This window comes from Streptococcus acidominimus, from assembly GCF_001921825.1.
In the GTDB taxonomy this organism is placed as follows: Bacteria; Bacillota; Bacilli; order Lactobacillales; family Streptococcaceae; genus Streptococcus; species Streptococcus acidominimus.
In genome coordinates this window covers 1-19648 of record NZ_MSJL01000041.1, presented here as the reverse complement: position 1 = coordinate 19648, position 19648 = coordinate 1, and the positions used below count along the sequence as shown (strand labels likewise).

The window sequence follows — 19648 nt, the reverse complement described above, 5'->3', positions numbered from 1 at the left end:
CTGTATCTGAATCCATCAGTGAATCCGTATCAGAATCTATCTCTGAATCAGTGAGCGAGTCAGTAAGTGAATCTATCTCTGAATCAGTGAGTGAGTCAGTGTCAGAATCTATCTCTGAATCGGTAAGTGAGTCCGTATCAGAATCCATCTCTGAATCGGTAAGTGAGTCCGTTTCTGAATCAGTGTCTGAATCCATCAGTGAGTCCGTTTCTGAATCTATCTCTGAATCAGTAAGTGAGTCCGTATCAGAATCCATCTCTGAATCAATCAGCGAGTCAGTAAGTGAATCTATCTCTGAATCGGTAAGTGAATCAGTAAGCGAATCTGTATCAGAATCTATCTCTGAATCCATCAGTGAGTCCGTTTCTGAATCTGTATCTGAATCAATTAGTGAGTCCGTTTCTGAATCAGTGTCTGAATCCATCAGTGAGTCCGTTTCTGAATCTATCTCTGAATCAGTGAGTGAGTCAGTATCAGAATCTATCTCTGAATCCATCAGTGAGTCCGTATCAGAATCAGTATCTGAATCCATCAGTGAATCCGTATCAGAATCTATCTCTGAATCGGTTAGCGAGTCAGTGTCTGAATCTATTTCTGAATCAGTCAGCGAGTCAGTAAGTGAATCCATCTCTGAATCAGTCAGCGAGTCAGTATCAGAATCTATCTCTGAATCGGTAAGTGAGTCCGTATCAGAATCAGTGTCTGAATCAATCAGCGAGTCAGTAAGTGAATCTATCTCTGAATCGGTAAGTGAGTCCGTTTCTGAATCTGTATCTGAATCCATCAGTGAATCCGTATCAGAATCTATCTCTGAATCGGTAAGTGAATCAGTAAGCGAATCTGTATCTGAATCCATCAGTGAATCCGTATCAGAATCTATCTCTGAATCAGTGAGCGAGTCAGTAAGTGAATCTATCTCTGAATCAGTGAGTGAGTCAGTGTCAGAATCTATCTCTGAATCGGTAAGCGAATCTGTATCTGAATCCATCAGTGAGTCCGTTTCTGAATCTGTATCTGAATCAGTGAGTGAGTCAGTATCAGAATCTATCTCTGAATCAGTGAGCGAGTCAGTGTCAGAATCTATCTCTGAATCGGTAAGTGAATCAGTAAGCGAATCTGTATCTGAATCAATTAGTGAGTCCGTTTCTGAATCTGTATCTGAATCCATCAGTGAATCCGTATCAGAATCTATCTCTGAATCAGTGAGTGAGTCAGTGTCAGAATCTATCTCTGAATCCGTAAGCGAGTCAGTAAGTGAATCCATCTCTGAATCAGTGAGCGAATCTGTATCAGAATCTATCTCTGAATCAATCAGCGAGTCCGTAAGTGAATCTGTATCTGAATCAATCAGTGAGTCCGTTTCTGAATCTGTATCAGAATCTATCTCTGAATCGGTAAGTGAGTCCGTTTCTGAATCAGTGAGCGAGTCAGTGTCAGAATCTATCTCTGAATCTGTATCTGAATCCATCAGTGAGTCCGTTTCTGAATCAGTGTCTGAATCCATCAGTGAATCCGTATCAGAATCTATATCTGAATCAGTGAGTGAGTCAGTGTCAGAATCTATCTCTGAATCGGTAAGTGAGTCCGTTTCTGAATCTGTATCTGAATCAGTGAGTGAGTCAGTATCAGAATCTATCTCTGAATCCATCAGTGAGTCCGTTTCTGAATCCATTTCTGAATCAGTGAGCGAATCAGTATCAGAATCTATCTCTGAATCGGTAAGTGAGTCCGTATCAGAATCAGTGTCTGAATCAGTGTCAGAATCCATCTCTGAATCAGTGAGCGAATCTGTATCAGAATCTATCTCTGAATCCGTAAGCGAGTCAGTAAGTGAATCCATCTCTGAATCAGTGAGCGAATCAGTGTCAGAATCTATCTCTGAATCGGTAAGTGAGTCCGTTTCTGAATCTGTATCTGAATCAATCAGTGAGTCCGTTTCTGAATCTGTATCTGAATCAATCAGTGAGTCCGTTTCTGAATCAGTATCTGAATCAGTGAGTGAGTCAGTATCAGAATCTATATCTGAATCAGTGAGCGAGTCAGTGTCAGAATCTATTTCTGAATCCATCAGTGAGTCCGTTTCTGAATCCGTATCAGAATCTATCTCTGAATCGGTTAGCGAGTCAGTGTCTGAATCTATTTCTGAATCAGTGAGCGAGTCAGTAAGTGAATCTATCTCTGAATCGGTAAGTGAATCCGTATCAGAATCTATCTCTGAATCAGTAAGTGAGTCAGTATCAGAATCCATCTCTGAATCAATCAGCGAGTCAGTATCAGAATCCATCTCTGAATCAGTGAGTGAATCTGTATCAGAATCTATCTCTGAATCCGTCAGCGAGTCAGTAAGTGAATCCATCTCTGAATCAGTGAGCGAATCTGTATCAGAATCTATCTCTGAATCCGTAAGCGAGTCAGTAAGTGAATCCATCTCTGAATCAGTGAGCGAGTCAGTGTCAGAATCTATCTCTGAATCGGTAAGTGAGTCCGTTTCTGAATCAGTATCTGAATCAATTAGTGAGTCCGTTTCTGAATCAGTGTCTGAATCCATCAGTGAGTCAGTAAGTGAATCTATTTCTGAATCAGTGAGCGAGTCAGTGTCAGAATCTATCTCTGAATCAGTGAGTGAGTCCGTTTCTGAATCAGTGAGCGAGTCAGTGTCAGAATCTATCTCTGAATCGGTAAGTGAATCAGTAAGCGAATCTGTATCTGAATCAATTAGTGAGTCCGTTTCTGAATCTGTATCTGAATCCATCAGTGAATCCGTATCAGAATCTATCTCTGAATCAGTGAGTGAGTCAGTGTCAGAATCTATCTCTGAATCCGTAAGCGAGTCCGTAAGTGAATCCATCTCTGAATCAGTGAGCGAATCTGTATCAGAATCTATCTCTGAATCAATCAGCGAGTCCGTAAGTGAATCTGTATCTGAATCAATCAGTGAATCCATCTCTGAATCAGTGAGCGAATCCGTAAGCGAGTCAGTAAGTGAATCTATCTCTGAATCAGTGAGCGAATCAGTATCAGAATCTATCTCTGAATCAGTAAGCGAATCAGTATCGGAATCCATCTCTGAATCAGTGAGTGAGTCAGTGTCAGAATCTGTATCAGAATCAATTAGCGAATCAGTATCAGAATCCGTAAGCGAGTCAGTAAGTGAATCTATCTCTGAATCAATCAGTGAGTCCGTTTCTGAATCTGTATCTGAATCCATCAGTGAGTCCGTTTCTGAATCTGTATCAGAATCAATCAGTGAATCCGTATCAGAATCTATCTCTGAATCGGTAAGTGAATCAGTAAGCGAATCTGTATCAGAATCTATCTCTGAATCCATCAGTGAGTCAGTTTCTGAATCTGTATCAGAATCTATCTCTGAATCCATCAGTGAGTCAGTTTCTGAATCTGTATCAGAATCTATCTCTGAATCGGTAAGTGAATCAGTAAGCGAATCAGTATCTGAATCTATCTCTGAATCCATCAGTGAGTCAGTATCAGAATCTATCTCTGAATCGGTAAGTGAGTCCGTTTCTGAATCAGTATCTGAATCCATCAGTGAATCAGTAAGCGAATCAGTATCTGAATCTATCTCTGAATCAGTAAGTGAGTCAGTATCTGAATCCATCTCTGAATCAGTGAGCGAATCCGTATCAGAATCCATCTCTGAATCAGTGAGCGAGTCAGTGTCAGAATCTATCTCTGAATCGGTAAGTGAGTCCGTTTCTGAATCTGTATCTGAATCAATTAGTGAGTCCGTTTCTGAATCAGTGTCTGAATCCATCAGTGAGTCAGTAAGTGAGTCAGTATCAGAATCCAGCTCTGAATCAGTGAGCGAATCCGTATCAGAATCCATCTCTGAATCAGTGAGCGAGTCAGTGTCAGAATCTATCTCTGAATCGGTAAGTGAATCAGTAAGCGAATCAGTATCTGAATCCATCAGTGAGTCAGTTTCTGAATCAGTATCTGAATCAGTGAGTGAGTCAGTGTCAGAATCTATTTCTGAATCAATCAGTGAGTCAGTTTCTGAATCAGTGTCTGAATCAATCAGTGAGTCCGTATCAGAATCTATCTCTGAATCGGTTAGCGAGTCAGTGTCTGAATCTATTTCTGAATCAGTGAGCGAGTCAGTAAGTGAATCCATTTCTGAATCAGTGAGTGAATCAGTATCAGAATCTATCTCTGAATCCATCAGTGAGTCCGTTTCTGAATCAGTGTCAGAATCTATCTCTGAATCAGTAAGTGAGTCAGTATCAGAATCTATTTCTGAATCAGTGAGCGAGTCAGTAAGTGAATCCATTTCTGAATCAGTGAGCGAATCTGTATCAGAATCTATCTCTGAATCGGTTAGCGAGTCAGTGTCTGAATCTATTTCTGAATCAGTGAGCGAGTCAGTAAGTGAATCCATTTCTGAATCAGTGAGCGAATCTGTATCAGAATCTATCTCTGAATCGGTAAGTGAGTCCGTAAGTGAATCTATTTCTGAATCAGTGAGCGAGTCAGTAAGTGAATCCCTCTCTGAATCTGGTATGACATCAGAGTCATTGAGTGGACGTGCAACACGTCGTTTACCAAATACAGGTGAAAACACTTCATCAACTGCAGGTGTCCTTGGAGCTGGTCTCCTCTTAGGAGCATTCTTTGCCAAGAAGAAAAAGAAAAAAGCAGCAGATGAGGAATAAGTAACGGTTTGGAATAGCCATTCTTAACAGAATGGCTATTTCCATGTTATAATAGAAGATAGAGCCTATGAAGGGAGCAAAGAATACAAACATGTTGGTAGGAATCAAGAAAAGGTGGCAACGATCCTTAATCTTTCCGAAGATTATTTGGACCTTAGGAGTCGCCCTGATATATCTATTTGGAAGAAAGCTGCCAATCACCACTCTATCGAGTAGTCAAGAGGCCTTGAAGCAGGTTGCAAATCTTGATTTGATAAACAATTTAGCATCCGTAACCGGCGCTAATTTTAGCAGTACCACCATCTTCACCTTGGGCTTGAGTCCTTGGATGACTTCCATGATTATTTGGCGCTTTTTTACAGTATTTGGAATCTTTAAAAACGTTACTAATGTTCAATTGCATCGCTATCGAACCTTATTAACGCTGTTAATTGGAAGTATTCAAGCCTTTGGCCTAACTGCCAGTAGCCAATTCACGATTTTTCAAGATTTAGGAGAAACTGGTATTTTTTGGGCAAGAATCCTCACGATTTTCCTCTTAGTAACGGGTTCCTTTGTCTTGACATGGATCGGGAACTTGAACAGTCAAAAAGGTTTGGGAGGAATGACCATCATTATTTTGATCAATATGATCCTCTCTTTTGTCGAAAATATCGGACGTTATCTAGAAAAAGGACTGACAAGCGCGACAGGCTTACATGTGACCCTATTTGTCCTTTCCTATGTTGCCTTAGTGCTATTGACCGTTATTTTTTATAGGGCAGAATACCGCATACCAATTCGACGAATCGGAGTCAACAATGCCTACAATAAAGGGAGCTATCTCCCTATCCGAATTACACCGGCAGGAGCCATGCCCTTTATGTATGGTATGACCATGATGTTACTACCGCCTTACATTATCAGTGGTTTACTGATTCTGTTTCCAAATAATACTTTCCTCCTCTTTTTAGCAACCAATATTGGGATTTCTCAATTGCCGGGTGTTCTTCTGTACATCGTCTTGCTCTACGTTCTCGCGATTGGCTTTTCCTACTATAACTACGATGCCTATGATATTGCGAAAAATATGCGCAATAATGGCGATTATATTGAAAAAATCAGACCGGGCGAACAGACGAGAAAATACATTCAAGGCAAGATCAATGTCTTGGCGCACTTTGGTGCCTGCTTTGTTATCCTAATGGGGGGCTTGCCTCTGCTGTTTATCGTCTTGCAGAAAGGGAGTTCAGAAAATGTCAGTATCGCGCTACTAATCAGCAATGTCTTTATCATCTCCAGTCTGTTGCTTGGCGTTATTGAGCAAGTCAATATGTTACAAAATTGGAAAAAATACAAGAATCTAATCTAGGAGTGCTTTATGTTTTATTTTATTCCCGCATGGTATCCTCAACAGCGTCCATGGTATGACGACACCCCTTTATGGTTTCGTGTCTTCGAACGCATGACCTTTGATGATACGGTGAATCAACTCAAGATGTTTCAAAATGCAGAAGAAGCCTCCTGTTTAGTCATTCTGAACTATCAGCCACAGTTGCGCTATTTCTTACATAAGCAAGATTTACTAGGGTCAACCTACTGGTCATTTTTTGATGATGTGCAAAATATTTCCGCCCAACTGGTCAAACCCATTTTTTTCAAGGAGCTTCACTGGCCAAAAGGAACGCGCTTTTTGTACAGCCCTTTCGCGGTTGTTGCCAAAAAGGGTCAAAAGACACTAGCCTATATCCATTTTGCAGAAAATGGAAATCTCTTATCGATTGATTTTCAGAAAGACAATCGGAGCGATAAGCAGTATTTCTTTGATGACCGCGGCTTTTTGTCCAGCATTCTGTACTACCAAGAAGATGGGAACCAGAGTTACCAAGATTACTTGAATCAAAATGGTGTCTGGCAGGTGCGCGAACACCTAGCGGCGGATCGATCAGGTATCGAGGTCAATCTATTTGCAGACCATCAGTTTCAAAAACGTTTTTATAAAGATTGGGAAGAACTGATGCAGGAGCGCTTGTCGCTCTTAAAAGAAAGACAGATGGCTCCTGAAGATGTGCTGATTATTGCCAGTCATGTCCAGCACAATGAAATGCTTATTGCGAGTTTTGCGGAGCAAAAGAAAGTATTCTCATTTTTTGCCGATCGTTCAGATGTCACCAATTTAGACTTGATCTCTAAAATTAGCCGAGCAGCCACCTTATTGGTTGTCGATACGGAAAAAGAAGAAAAACGCTTGCTAGCATCCCTAGGCTCCTTGAATATCGAAGAGCAGGCAGTGACGCGGATCTCACCATTTGATACCCGCTTGAGGCTGGGGCACAGCCAAATGGTCAAGGAATTAACAGTCTACTTCTACATTGATACGATCGATCAAGAAAGGTTAGAGACAGCCTTATTGTCTCTTTTAGATATGATGGATCACAATCCCTTGATGGAACTAAAAGTAGTCACCTTTAACCAGCAATTTCCTTTGGAAGCCTTAAAAGAATGGGTCTGCGATCAGATTAAGCGACTATTTGATGAAGAGCATTTCTTCACCCTAGCAGCGGACACAGGCGAAAATCAGCTAGATGAAGACCAAGAATTTGAGTTGACACGGATTGATTTTGAATGTTTCAACAGTGAAAATCAGATTATTGAGGCCTTGGATACCGCTCGTCTGGTTCTCGATCTGGGAGAAGAACCTGACCTTTATACACAAATCGCGAGTATCAGTGCAGGGATTCCGCAGATTCACTGCGTCGAAACAGACTATGTTAGCCACAAGAAAAACGGCTGGATTTTAGAGAATATCCAGGATTTGCAAGCAGCGATTCACTATTATTTTGATGGTTTAGCCAATTGGAATGCTTCTTTAGTCTATGCGATTCAAAAAATGGCAGATTATACAAGTGGTCGTATCTTGAGCCAATGGAAAGAGCTACTAGAAAAGGACTAATCATCTATGAAAATTTTACAAATTGGACAAACTGATTGGGCTGAAGAAGTTGAACAGTTCCCAGAGGACTTAGAATGGATCTTTAGTCAGCCACAAAACATACCAGATTTTTTAGAGGAACAAACAGCTCTGGCTTTTGCTAAACTCCCAGAAGTGAAAGAAGGGGAAAAAGTACCCAAGGTTCGTCTTCATTTTGATGCGGTCTTGATCACTGATGAGACGAAAGAGGCTGATCTAGAGCCCCTAATGAATCTGATTGAAGCCTATTCCCTCTACCATCTCGCCGGTGTGAAGCTGGAAAGTGAGGATCCGTATGGTATCTTTAGAAGAAAGATATTGCGCGAATTACAAGTGGATGGGACGAAAGAGGAGATTGTTCACTTCCTCCATTTGACCCTGTTTGGTAGTCAATATGGCGCTAAGCTCAAACTACCTGAAATTGATGTGAACCCAACTTTCACAGGAAAAGTGACCTATGAAGGACATGTTTCGGTCAGTTTTGAGGGGCATTTTGGAGAGGAATTTGAACCCCTCTTTGCCTTTCGCTATAATCTTAGTACCTTTCCGGTTGCTCTGGAATTATGGCTGGAGTATATCAAGGTATGGGGCGAAAGTCAGATTCGCTTAGAATTGACTCCCATGCGGCGGGGAAGTATCTATGATATGATGGATCCTATTGTGCTAAGTGAAGCAGACTTAGCAGATCCTTATATTTTAGTACCAGACGAAGAGGTCGGTTTTTACGCTGTGACAGTCTATGCCAAGGGGGAGGGGAAACTCAGCTTTGGTCCCCTCCACTGGCGCTATTCCAGAATCGGCTTGGGTCGTTTTGTACTGGGAGGCCAGCGCTACAATGATGAAAAACGGCAAGAATTTATCTACTATTTCAACCCCGGTGATATGAAGCCGCCGATGAATGTCTATTTTTCTGGTTTTTGTTCAGCCGAAGGCTTCGAGGGCTTTGGGATTATGAAATCCCTCAAGGCACCCTTCATGCTGATTGGCGATCCCCGTTTGGAAGGGGGAGGCTTTTACAGTGGTAGTGAGAACTTGGAGCAGGCTGTACAAACGGCGATTCAGGAATCTTTAGACTATCTAGGTTTTTCTTCTTCGGACTTGATTCTCTCTGGTCTGTCCATGGGAACCTTTGGAGCGCTCTATTATGCCTCTCATTTCAACCCCTATGCAGTGGTCGTTGGGAAACCCTTTACCAACGTTGGGGATACAGCAGGAGGGATGAAATTAAAGCGGCCAGATGAGTTTGAAACCAGTGCAGATGTCCTGTTAAACATCACGGGTGGGACTCAAGAGGAGAATATCGAACAACTCAATCAGAAGTTTTGGGATAAGTTTACCCAGTCGGATTTTCCTCGTACTAACTTTGCCATTGCCTATATGGAGCATGATGATTATGACGGACAGGCAGCTCGTCGCCTAATCGAGCACCTTTCAGATAAGGGGGCTCATATCTACACCAAGGGGTATGAGGGCCGTCATAATGACAATAGTAGTGCCATCAATAAGTGGTTTATGAGGCAGTATGTGAACTTATTAGAAGAAGGATATGGAAGGAAGTATTCATGACAAAATGCTTACTAGCTGTGATTCGTTGGCGAGAGGTATATAGTGGCTCGGCTTACTTGTACGGCTCCTCACTTGATTTTTCAGACGAATCTGTCTTATTTCAAAATCCTCGTCTGGCATCTGGCAAGCCCATTGTTAGTTTCTTGTCCAGAACCAACTATCAAGGAAATAGGCGCAGTCCAGACCTACCAGTACTGACTCCCAATCAGACCTACTTTTTGGAGCGAGATATATTGGCAGAGCCAGCAGGACGGCTGTTTGTCCAGATTGACTTTTTCAATCGGCAAAATGAGAAGATTTCATTTGAAGTCTTGCGGCAGGGGGTGGAACAATTTACCTGTCCCGCAGACACCTTTTCCTACAAGATTTCCATCCTAAGTGCTGGCTGTACACAGATCCGCTTTAAAGAAATGCGCTTATACCAAGAAGAAGAGCCCGTCGAGATGAAACGGGAGATTCCGCTACAAAAGTGTTATACCGAAAAGCAGCTCCCCGAAGAACTTCAGTTTGTAAAACCTTTGATTCAACTAATATAACAAGGAACGAAACGTGGCAATGAAAGATAACCATTCATTCATCAATCGAATGAAACTACGAGAACTAAGACGAATTTTGAAAAAAATCAATGCGCTTGCTCCGAGTATGAGCCGTCTATCAGACGAGGAACTGGCAGCAAAAACGCAGGAGTTTCGCATGCGTCTGCAGGAGGGAGAAAGCCTCGATAGCTTGACCGTAGAAGCCTTTGCAGTCATGCGGGAAGCAGACAAGCGAATTTTAGGCATGTTTCCCTTTGATGTTCAAGTATTAGGGGGCTTAGCGCTCCATCAAGGGCATATTGCTGAGATGAAGACGGGGGAAGGAAAGACGCTTACAGCGACCCTCCCCCTCTATCTCAATGCCCTCCTAGGAAAAGGAGCCATGCTGGTCACCACAAATGAATATCTGGCGCGTCGTGATGCGGAGGAAATGGGGCAGGTCTACCGCTTTATGGGACTGACAGTCGGTGTCGGTGTCTTTGAAGAAGGTGAGGAAGTAAGCACTGAAGACAAACGTGCTGTCTATGATGCCGACATCACCTATACAACTAGTACAGCGCTGGGCTTTGACTACTTAGCCGAGAATCTGGCAGCCGATAAAAAAGATAAATTTCTCCGTCCCTTTCACTATGTCATCGTTGATGAGGCAGATGCAGTCTTGTTAGACAGTGCGCAAACCCCCTTAATCATTTCAGGTTCTCCACGGGTGCCGTCGAATCTCTATGATGTCTCCAATCAATTTGTACTGACCCTTCAAAAGGAAGAGGAGTACCATCTCAACCAAGAAGAAAAGGTGGTCTATCTGACAGAGAAAGGGAGTCGCTATGCCGAAGAATTTTTTGATATTGAAGACCTCTATGAAGAACGGTATTTTGAACTCAATCGGCATATCAATTTAGCGCTCCGTGCCCAACACCTCTACCAAAAGGATGTGGATTATGTCGTGATGGGAGACGAGGTGCAACTCCTAGATAACCGTACCGGGCGCATCTTGGGAGGGACCCGTCTCCAATCGGGGATCCACCAAGCGATCGAGACAAAAGAAGGGGTGAAAAAGACCAAAGACTCACGCTCAATGGCTTCTGTCACCTATCAAAGTTTGTTTAATATGTTTCCGAGATTGGCAGGGATGACAGGGACTGGAAAACTAGCAGAAGATGAGCTTATCTCGACCTATCGCGTATCTGTTGTAGTCATTCCGACCAATACACCGATTCAACGAATTGACTATCCGGACAAGGTCTATGTGACCCTGCCTGAAAAACTGTATGCCACCTTAGCCTATGTGAAGGAACTCCATGAGAAAGGACAGCCTGTTTTATTGATTTCAGGGACAGTAGATATTGCAGAAATCTATTCGCGCATGTTGCTCCGAGAAGGGATTCCCCACAGTGTATTGACCGCGAAAAATACAGCTAAAGAAGCCCTCATCATCAAGGAGGCAGGTCGTAAGGGAACGGTAACGGTAGCAACTTCCCTAGCCGGTCGTGGAACCGATATTAAGCTAGGAGAAGGGGTTGCTGAGTTAGGAGGACTTGCGGTCATTGGCACAGAGCGTATGCCGAATAGTCGCATTGACTGGCAATTACGCGGACGAGCAGGCAGACAAGGAGATCCAGGTCTCAGTCAATTTTTCGTCTCGCTCGAAGATGAACTCTTGATCCAACACGGTGGGAAATGGGTCAATCAGTATTTCGAGAAGCACAATCATGCGGAACGCACCAATTATGGCCAACCCTTGAAAAGTCGCCGCTACCAGAGAATTATCCGTCTTGCTCAAGCTAAAAGTGAAGACAAGGCCATGTCTGCGCGCGAGTCAACGGTTCGCTTTGACGAGAGCCTCCGTGTTCAGCGCAATAAAATTTATGCCCTTCGAGATGAATTGATTTATGAAGATACCCTGCTCGGTACTCAAATTGATAGAATCTTTGAAGAGGCAATAGACGATTATCTGCACCAACATCCCCAGCGAACCCTCGAAGCCTTTCGTCGCTATATCTTGGAAAATTACAGTTACCAGCCCCAGCATTTTTCGGATCATCAGCTGTCAGATCCGCAAGGGCTAAAGGACTATCTGTGGAAGTTGTATCAGGAAGAATTGCAGAAAAAACAGCAGGCTCTGAAAACAGACCAACAGTTTTCCGAATTTTTACGCCTATCGGTCTTGCGTGCGATTGATACCTGTTGGATTGAGCAGGTTGACAATCTGCAACAATTAAAGAGCTTTGTAGTCATGCGCCAAATTGGCCAGCGTGATTCCATTACAGAATATTATCGAGAATCCTTGCTTTCCTATGAACAGATGAGCATGGATGTGAAACATCTGATTGTAAGGAATATCATGTTGAGCAGTGTTGATGGCAATAGCACAGACGGCTATTCAATTTATTTTGTATAAGAGGAAACTATGACAATTTACAACATCAATTTAGGAATTGGTTGGGCGAGTAGTGGTGTGGAATATGCCCAGGCCTATCGTGCCACAGTCCTTAGAGAATTAGGTAGCCCAACCAAGTTCATTTTTACAGATATGTTCCAGTCTGAAAATCTCCAGCACTTTACTAGCAATATTGGTTTTCAGGATGAGGAGATTATCTGGCTTTACGGTTTTTTCACAGACATCAAAATTGCACCGACAAGCTATACACGAGCGCAATTAGAAGCGACATTTAGCAGACCGATTAAGCAGATTGAGACTGGAAACCAATTGGTTCGGTATCATTTTGAGGGGCAGGATTTCTATATCAATGCTTCTGTCTGTGGAGCAGAAAATCAATACGTCCAGCGAGTGGAATATGTGGTCAAAGGAAACTTGCTGCGCAAGGATTATTATAGTTATACGAAGGTTTTTAGTGAATTTTATTCACCGAAAGGCGAGACTCCTCAACTGTATCAGCGTAGCTTTTTCAATGAAGATGGTAGTATAGCCTATGAGGAAATCCTGCAAGGGAAGTCCAGCACCTTCTGCTTTAAAGACCGCATTTGCCAGTCAAAAGAAGAGTTGATTGCCTACATGTTGGAAAAATTGCAGTTGACCGCAAAGGATCTCTTGTTGCTTGACCGTTCAACAGGTATTGGTCAAGCAGTATTGCAATATCGCGGTGCTGCCAAATTGGCCGTTGTCATTCATGCCGAGCACTTCAGTGTAAAGGGAACGAACGAGCATCATATTCTCTGGAATAACTACTATGAGTACCAATTTACTAATGCAGATAAAATTGATGCCTTTATCGCTTCCACCCAGAGACAGAAGGAGGTCTTGGAGCAACAGTTTCAAACCTACACCTCACATCGACCAAAGATTTATGTCATTCCAGTTGGCAGTCTCGATGAATTGCGTCAGCCTGAAACGAAGCGCAAACCTTACTCCTTGATAACGGGATCGCGTTTGGCGAGTGAAAAGCATATTGATTGGCTGGTTCAGGCAGTCGTTTTAGCCCGTAAAGTCTTACCGGAGTTGACCTTTGACATCTATGGTGAGGGTGGTGAGCGCGGTAAGTTGACCCAGCTCATTCAAGACAAGCAGGCTGGAGATTATATCCAGCTTAGGGGACACCAGAATTTATCCGAGATTTATAAAGACTATGAGCTATATCTGACCGCTTCAACCAGTGAGGGGTTTGGTTTAACCCTGATGGAAGCGGTGGGGTCTGGCTTGCCCTTGATTGGCTTGGATGTCCCTTATGGCAATCAAACCTTTGTAGAAGATGGCAAAAATGGCTATTTAATCGACCGCCAAGAACCAGATGACAGTCAGCAAATGGCGATAGCATTTGCCGAAAAAATTTGCCGTTATTATGCGGAAATGGACAAAGAGCAAGCCCAAGAGGCATCTTATGAGATTGCTAAAGGCTTCCTGCATCATGAATTGGCGGCAATGTGGAAACAGTTTGTAGAGGAGATGACTGATGATAGCATTATTTGATTGGCTAAGTCCTGAGACACGTGACCTATACTACTCGTTAAAAACAGCAGGTTTTACAGGAACCGGAGTTGTGGTAGCAGATGATGGATGTTTACCAGAGGGAATCACCTCTCCCTATTCTTTCTTTTGTGGAATGGAAGAAGGAAGTGGCGCACCCCTTTACTTTAACCAGCTCTTAGTACCAGCTTTTTGGGAAATCACAGGGACAAATACGCAGGGTGAAATCTGGAATTTCGGTGAAAAAAAGGCGAATATCTATTATCATGAACCCAAGCACTTGAGACTGATCAAGGATGTGGATTGGCTCACCGCCAATCAAAAAGTCTATCGGACAGACCACTATAATCAATACGGCTGGCTATATGCTAAGAGTTATTTCAATGAAGAAGAACAGGTCATTTACAAAAAGTACTACCAGCAATCAGGACAAGAGGTCGTGGTGGAACATCTTCAATCAGGCATGATTTTCCTTTATTGGCAAGGAAAGGTGCATACATTTGAGACGCGCTCTGATTTCTTCCTCTTCTATTTCAAAGAGGCCGAACTTGACACCTCTGCGCTCTGGTATAATTCCCTATCTACTCCATTTGTGATCTCTTACTATTTAGATGCGAAAGGAGAGGATATCCTCTTCTGGCAGGAAAAGATCGGGGATCAAGTTCCCGGCAATATGCAGTTGATTTTGTCCGGTTCAGCCAAGCGAACCAAGCGGATTATAGTGCAGGATAAGGAAACTTATGAGAAGCTGTTGCAGCTCGTTCCGCTCGAGCAGCAGCAAAAGATTCATTATCTTGGCTACATCTATCCAAGTAAGGCAAGCAATCAGAACCGAAAGGAAGTGCTGATTTTAACCAATTCAGACCAGCTAGAGGGACTGGACGTGCTTGTTTCTCAGCTAGATGATTTCCATTTTCATATCGCAGCCTTGACCGAAATGTCTCAACGCTTGATGGCTTATGGTGATTTATCACATGTGACGCTGTACCCTAATGTCGGAGTACAGGAGGTAGAAAAATTGTTGCAGACCTGTGATATTTATCTGGATATCAATCATGGTAGTGAAATTTTATCAGCCGTGAGACAAGCATTTGAGCACAATCTCTTGATTGCAGCCTTTGAAAACACACTCCATAATCCTAGTCTGGTGCTGACAGAAGCCATCTTTTCACCAGAAGAGCCAGCATCACTCGTTACTTGGCTACAAGCCCAGTCCAATCTAGCAGATACTGCTCGCAAACAGCGCAGGGAAAGTGGTCAAGAATCGCTCAAGAACTACCAAGCCTTGCTGGCTTAGACATCAAGAAAGGAGACAGCGCATGACAAAGAGAAATGAACTATTGGAGGACGATATTCATGAACGTATCAGTGAAGTGCGTTATGAAAAGAGTGAGAAGGAAAAGACCAAGCAGTCTCCCTTTTATTTACTAGTGGTCATTTTAGTGACCCTCTCCGTCCTTTTCTCCTTACTTCGGTATCTGTTGTAATTCTACTCCTACATAGAAAACTATGCAGAAGTGTCTGGGTATCATACTTTCATGAATAAGCCACCTCATCTTATATGAGGTGGTCTTTTTGTTGGTGCAACGAAATGACACGAGTTGCCCTCGTTTTATTTCCCATCTTCCACAGTCTATTCTTAGACTGTGCGACACGAGCTTCACTCGTTCTATTTCCCACCTTCCACAGTCTATTCCTAGACTGTTGGAGCTGTTCTTTCTTGCTTTAAGGGAACAGGCTAAAAACCTCCACTGGAGTTTTTTACTTAGCAAGGTGAGTTAACGACGTCAGATTTTGATTTTTTGACGAGTATTAATTGACAAATCAAAGGGGGTGGGGTACAATGAAATATGTATAAATAAACTTTTTCTAAAGTGGTAGTGGTTTGTTTATATTACTAAAAAATATAAAGGGGTATTACTTGTGGAAAATCATAATAGACGAAAATTCGACTGGTATGGAATGAGCCAGCGATTTTCGATTCGTAAGTATCATTTTGGTGCTGCTAGCGTGTTACTGGGAACCGCGATGATGTTGGCTGTGACGCCAGCAAATGCAGCCGCAGAAGAAGTTGCTACTGATACGACAAGTTCGTCAACAGCAGAAGTCGCTGCTGATACGGCAAGTTCATCAACAGCAGAAGTTGCTGCTGATACGGCAGGTTCATCAACAGCAGAAGTTGTTGCTGATACGGCAAGTTCATCAACAGCAGAAGTTGTTGCTAGTACAATAAACTCTTCAACGGCAGAAGTTACTAAATCAGAAGACAGTCTAGTAGCAGACCAGTTAGATTTATCAGTGGTAAAAACAAATGCTATATTAGCTTTGGATGCCTATACGCATATTTCAGCTGAAGAGAGAGCGAATTTTGTGGCTCAAATAAATACAGCGGACAATTCAGCTACTGTTGAGGCAGTGCTAAGGGAAGCAAAGAGTGTTGAGGAGCGTAAGATAGCGACTACTCAACCAGTTCATTCGAGAACAGCTTTTCGAAAGGTATCAGGTCCGACCTATAAGGAAGCTATTGCAACGATTAATGCTCTCACACATCTAAACGACATTGAAAAATCTTACTACCTCGGCCAGATTTCCGAACAGACTAAGGGACTTATCAATAAAGATGCACGAGTGGCAGAAATTCTTACGGAAGCACAGACTCATGATGAACGTGTTTCTGTAAATCGTGGTACATCTGAAGCGGATGCTATTGAAAGTGCAAATGTAACAAAAGATGATAAAAATACCATCAGTGGTGATGTTCGTCTCAAGTATGCTGGTAATGTGAATGACAATTCCAATGAATATGTTAAGGGCTTGGGAGGTGTAACTGTCTATGCACAATGGTATGAAAAAAATGGGCTGAGTTCTCCCATCTATAAGACTGTAACGAAAGAAGACGGTTCATTTGCCATTGGAATGGCTCCATTTATTGGTGCAGACGGTAAGAAATGGACTTTTAATGCTTATGCTTCATTAGGTTCAGGAGATGCAAATGCTGAGAAATGGCGTATTTGGTCTGTTAATCCAGATACGAATAAGTATGAGCTCCTCTATTCTTATGGTGAAGAACAAATTTCTCCAGAAGGGTCTGCACTTGATACAACTGCTGGTGCTGGTAACGAAACGGCGACCCAACGCCTCACAAATATTGAGATTCAGTATGCCTATAAGAACTCAGATGTCTGGAAACAAGATGCAAAACAAACCCCAGCCTCCCCAGATAAGAATGAAGGTGGATTGGTTTCAGGTAGCGTGTATTGGAACAATAATAATCCACAAGGAAGTCTGGTTTGGGATGGCTTGATTAGTCGGCAAAAAGCAGATATTGGTCTTGCGGGTGTAAATGTTTATGCTTCTTACTTGAGTGATTATGCTGTTACAGAATTGAATAAATTAGAGACCTTGCAACAATTTGTTGCAGTGGGGTCTACCTGGACACCGAAAGTCAATAAAGATAAATCTTCAAATATTCGCGGTACGAACTGGACACGTGAAAACGAAGAAAAACTCCGTGAGTATCTTATCGCTCAAATTGCAGCAAATCGTTCTGAATGGATTGCTGAAACTGTAGTAGCTCAAACAGATGCTAAAGGTGAATATAAACTTCAGTTTAATGGAACATTTGGTCAAGCATGGAATAATTCAGGTTTTGATGGCATTATCAATAGCCGTGACTCTGTCTTGCTTAGTAACCAAAATGTTACGAATGGTTCAGGTGTGACGAAAAAAGGAACGGAGTGGAAAGGGACTGTTGCAGATAGTCCATCTTATGGTAAATTTGGAAGCACTGGAGTTGATTCAGGACTTGATCTCAACAAAGCACCAAAACATATTAACTTAGATTGGTTGATGGTTATTGCGGAGTTAGAAGGTGTATCATTTACAACACCATTCTATGGAGATGTTCCACGTGCTGCTAATTCAGGTGCATGGGGAGATACATTACCTACATTCTGGAATGTCAATTATAACATTGGTACAACTGAAATTCCAGGGAATAATAATGCTACAAATATTCGATTTGCAGCTTTTCACAATGATGTTAAATTTGATATTGTAAATTACGATTCTTACTCTAACTATGCTTCTCCTGGAGATACTGCCATTGCAAGGACAACTGGAGTCAAGGCAGTATCAGGTGAGTATTACAAGATTGTCTGGAAAGATGAAAATGGTAAAGTTGTAGACGAGGGTACGGCAGTTCAGGCAGGTGCAGATGGGACTTTACCAGATTCAACATTCACTACTCCAAGTGACTTGACGAAGACTACTACCTATTTTGCAGAATTATATGCAGTGAATGAAGATGGCACACTTCCTGATTATCCAATTCAAACAGATTCATTTACTGTGGTTTATAAACTGCTTCCGAAATACGAAGTAACTTATGCAGATCAAGGAGCGACAGATACAGCTTCTGCTAATCCAACGTTTGATGTAGCACATACAAAGGATATAGAAGAAAAGCTTGCGATACCTGAGGGAGCGACATTTTCATTTGTTTCTACGGATGGTAGTGAGGAGGCTCCATCTAACTTTTCTATTGATCCGAAGACAGGTGTCATTACATGGAAGAATGCAACAGAAGATACCTCTATTGATGTATTAGTCACCTATGCAGATGGAACTACTGCAAGTGTAACAGCAGAGTTCAAACTCAATCGTTCCGAGACAGAAACGGATAAATATACTCCTGCATATACAAATACAGAAGTAAAAGCAGGTCAATCAGCAGCATCGGCGGTTCCTAACTTCACAGATAAAGATGGAGCCACAGCAACCCCATCTGCAACAGTCACTTATAAACTTGGAGATATTAGTGGGCTTCCAGCTGGTGTGACAGCAACTATTGATTCAGCAACAGGTGTAGTAACTCTAGTAACTTCGGACGGTATTGCCATCGGTACAGAAATCAATGTTCCAGTCGTTGTGACTTATAATGATCAGACAGAAGATACAGCAACGGCTACATTTACTGTTATTGAGTCTGATAAGGACAAGTACACTCCTACATATACAGATGTAACTGGAAAACCAGGTGAGACTGTGATAACAGAAACTCCAAACTTTACTCCAGAATTGTCAGCAGATGTTCCAAAGCCAAACTATGCAATTTCATCAGAGCAACCAGCAGGTACAACTCCACTTCCAGCAGGAGCCACAGCAACCATTGATCCAGAGGGCAAGGTTAGCGTAACCATTCCTTCGGATGCAGTTTCAGGAACAGAGTATACGATTCCAGTTGAAGTTACATATGGCGATGGTTCTAAGGATGTTGTTTCAGTTAAGGTAACGGTAGTAGCGCCAGCAGACACGCCATCAGTTGGCAATATTGATGACAAGACTGTTATTGAAAAACAACCGATTGCTCCAATCGATGTCCCAGTCGACAACAAACCAGCTAACGGAACGGTTGAAGTAACAGGCTTACCGGGTGGCTTGACCTATGATCCAGCAACAGGCAAGATTACAGGTACACCATCTGTAACTGATTGGGGTACAACCGAAGAAGAACGCGACTTCCCAGTGAAAGTTGTTGTCAAAGATGAAAACGGCAATCCGGTTGCTGAAAAGACCTTCACTGTCAAGGTACAACGTGATACAGATGGCGATCAAGACCCAGATGTAACCGATCCAGATGACGACAATGATGGCTTCACTGATGATCAAGAAAAAACAGCAGGTACAGATCCGAAAGATCCAACTAGCAAGCCAACAACACCTTCAGTTGGTAACATTGACAACAAGACTGTTATCGAAAAACAACCTATTGAAGCGATTGATGTCCCAGTCGAAAACAAACCAGCCAACGGAACGGTTGAAGTAACAGGCTTACCGGGTGGCTTGACCTATGATCCAGCAACAGGCAAGATTACAGGTACACCATCTGTAACTGATTGGGGTACAACCGAAGAAGAACGCGACTTCCCAGTGAAAGTTGTTGTCAAAGATGAAAACGGCAATCCGGTTGCTGAAAAGACCTTCACTGTCAAGGTACAACGTG

At 42.6% G+C, this 19648-nt stretch carries 10 protein-coding genes and 1 pseudogene; 10 read left to right on the top strand and 1 reads right to left on the bottom strand.

What is annotated here, in order from left to right:
- Window positions 1-4579 (bottom strand): annotated as a pseudogene (locus BU200_RS11785) (hypothetical protein); the annotation flags it as partial.
- On the opposite strand from BU200_RS11785, the gene BU200_RS11780 reads away from it, so the two are divergent.
- From BU200_RS11780 to BU200_RS08180, 10 genes are all read left to right on the top strand, one after another.
- The gene (locus tag BU200_RS11780; RefSeq protein ID WP_425329002.1) at window positions 4518-4670 is read left to right on the top strand and encodes an LPXTG cell wall anchor domain-containing protein; all 153 of its coding nucleotides are present in this window, start codon (window positions 4518-4520) and stop codon (window positions 4668-4670) included. The pseudogene BU200_RS11785 and the gene BU200_RS11780 sit on opposite strands and share 62 nt — an antisense overlap.
- A gap of 67 nt (window positions 4671-4737) precedes the next feature.
- The gene (secY2, locus tag BU200_RS08210) at window positions 4738-6021 is read left to right on the top strand and encodes an accessory Sec system protein translocase subunit SecY2 (RefSeq protein WP_228064051.1); all 1284 of its coding nucleotides are present in this window, start codon (window positions 4738-4740) and stop codon (window positions 6019-6021) included.
- A 9-nt stretch (window positions 6022-6030) separates the two neighbouring features.
- Entirely contained in the window at window positions 6031-7602 is a 1572-nt protein-coding gene (gene asp1 / locus BU200_RS10815) for an accessory Sec system protein Asp1 (RefSeq protein ID WP_089503565.1), read from the top strand.
- A 6-nt stretch (window positions 7603-7608) separates the two neighbouring features.
- Window positions 7609-9186 carry an accessory Sec system protein Asp2 gene (gene asp2, locus BU200_RS10810; RefSeq protein WP_089503564.1) on the top strand — a complete coding sequence of 526 codons (1578 nt, stop codon included), beginning with the start codon at window positions 7609-7611 and terminating at the stop codon, window positions 9184-9186.
- The gene (asp3, locus tag BU200_RS08200; RefSeq protein WP_075099704.1) at window positions 9183-9722 is read left to right on the top strand and encodes an accessory Sec system protein Asp3; all 540 of its coding nucleotides are present in this window, start codon (window positions 9183-9185) and stop codon (window positions 9720-9722) included. Before asp2 ends, asp3 begins: the two co-directional genes overlap by 4 nt.
- A gap of 19 nt (window positions 9723-9741) precedes the next feature.
- Window positions 9742-12120 carry an accessory Sec system translocase SecA2 gene (gene secA2 / locus BU200_RS08195; protein ID WP_075099703.1) on the top strand — a complete coding sequence of 793 codons (2379 nt, stop codon included), beginning with the start codon at window positions 9742-9744 and terminating at the stop codon, window positions 12118-12120.
- 9 nt (window positions 12121-12129) lie between these two features.
- Window positions 12130-13647 carry an accessory Sec system glycosyltransferase GtfA gene (gene gtfA / locus BU200_RS08190; protein ID WP_075099702.1) on the top strand — a complete coding sequence of 506 codons (1518 nt, stop codon included), beginning with the start codon at window positions 12130-12132 and terminating at the stop codon, window positions 13645-13647.
- Window positions 13631-14941: an accessory Sec system glycosylation chaperone GtfB gene (gene gtfB, locus BU200_RS08185; protein WP_075099701.1), complete on the top strand. Its 1311-nt coding sequence runs from the start codon at window positions 13631-13633 to the stop codon at window positions 14939-14941. Before gtfA ends, gtfB begins: the two co-directional genes overlap by 17 nt.
- Before the next feature lie 22 nt (window positions 14942-14963).
- Window positions 14964-15131, top strand: coding sequence for a hypothetical protein (locus BU200_RS11270; RefSeq protein ID WP_167740107.1), 168 nt, complete (start codon window positions 14964-14966; stop codon window positions 15129-15131).
- A 436-nt stretch (window positions 15132-15567) separates the two neighbouring features.
- The coding region (locus BU200_RS08180; RefSeq protein ID WP_075099700.1) for a YPDG domain-containing protein at window positions 15568-19648 on the top strand (4081 nt) is incomplete at its 3' end.

Excerpts from the sequence above, each read along its gene's own strand:
- BU200_RS11270 (WP_167740107.1), top strand. The coding sequence starts at position 14,964 with ATGACAAAGAGAAATGAACTATTGGAGGACGATATTCATGAACGTATC.
- asp2 (WP_089503564.1), top strand. The coding sequence starts at position 7,609 with ATGAAAATTTTACAAATTGGACAAACTGATTGGGCTGAAGAAGTTGAA.
- gtfB (WP_075099701.1), top strand. The coding sequence starts at position 13,631 with ATGATAGCATTATTTGATTGGCTAAGTCCTGAGACACGTGACCTATAC.
- asp1 (WP_089503565.1), top strand. The coding sequence starts at position 6,031 with ATGTTTTATTTTATTCCCGCATGGTATCCTCAACAGCGTCCATGGTAT.
- gtfA (WP_075099702.1), top strand. The coding sequence starts at position 12,130 with ATGACAATTTACAACATCAATTTAGGAATTGGTTGGGCGAGTAGTGGT.
- secA2 (WP_075099703.1), top strand. The coding sequence starts at position 9,742 with ATGAAAGATAACCATTCATTCATCAATCGAATGAAACTACGAGAACTA.
- BU200_RS11780 (WP_425329002.1), top strand. The coding sequence starts at position 4,518 with ATGACATCAGAGTCATTGAGTGGACGTGCAACACGTCGTTTACCAAAT.
- secY2 (WP_228064051.1), top strand. The coding sequence starts at position 4,738 with ATGAAGGGAGCAAAGAATACAAACATGTTGGTAGGAATCAAGAAAAGG.
- asp3 (WP_075099704.1), top strand. The coding sequence starts at position 9,183 with ATGACAAAATGCTTACTAGCTGTGATTCGTTGGCGAGAGGTATATAGT.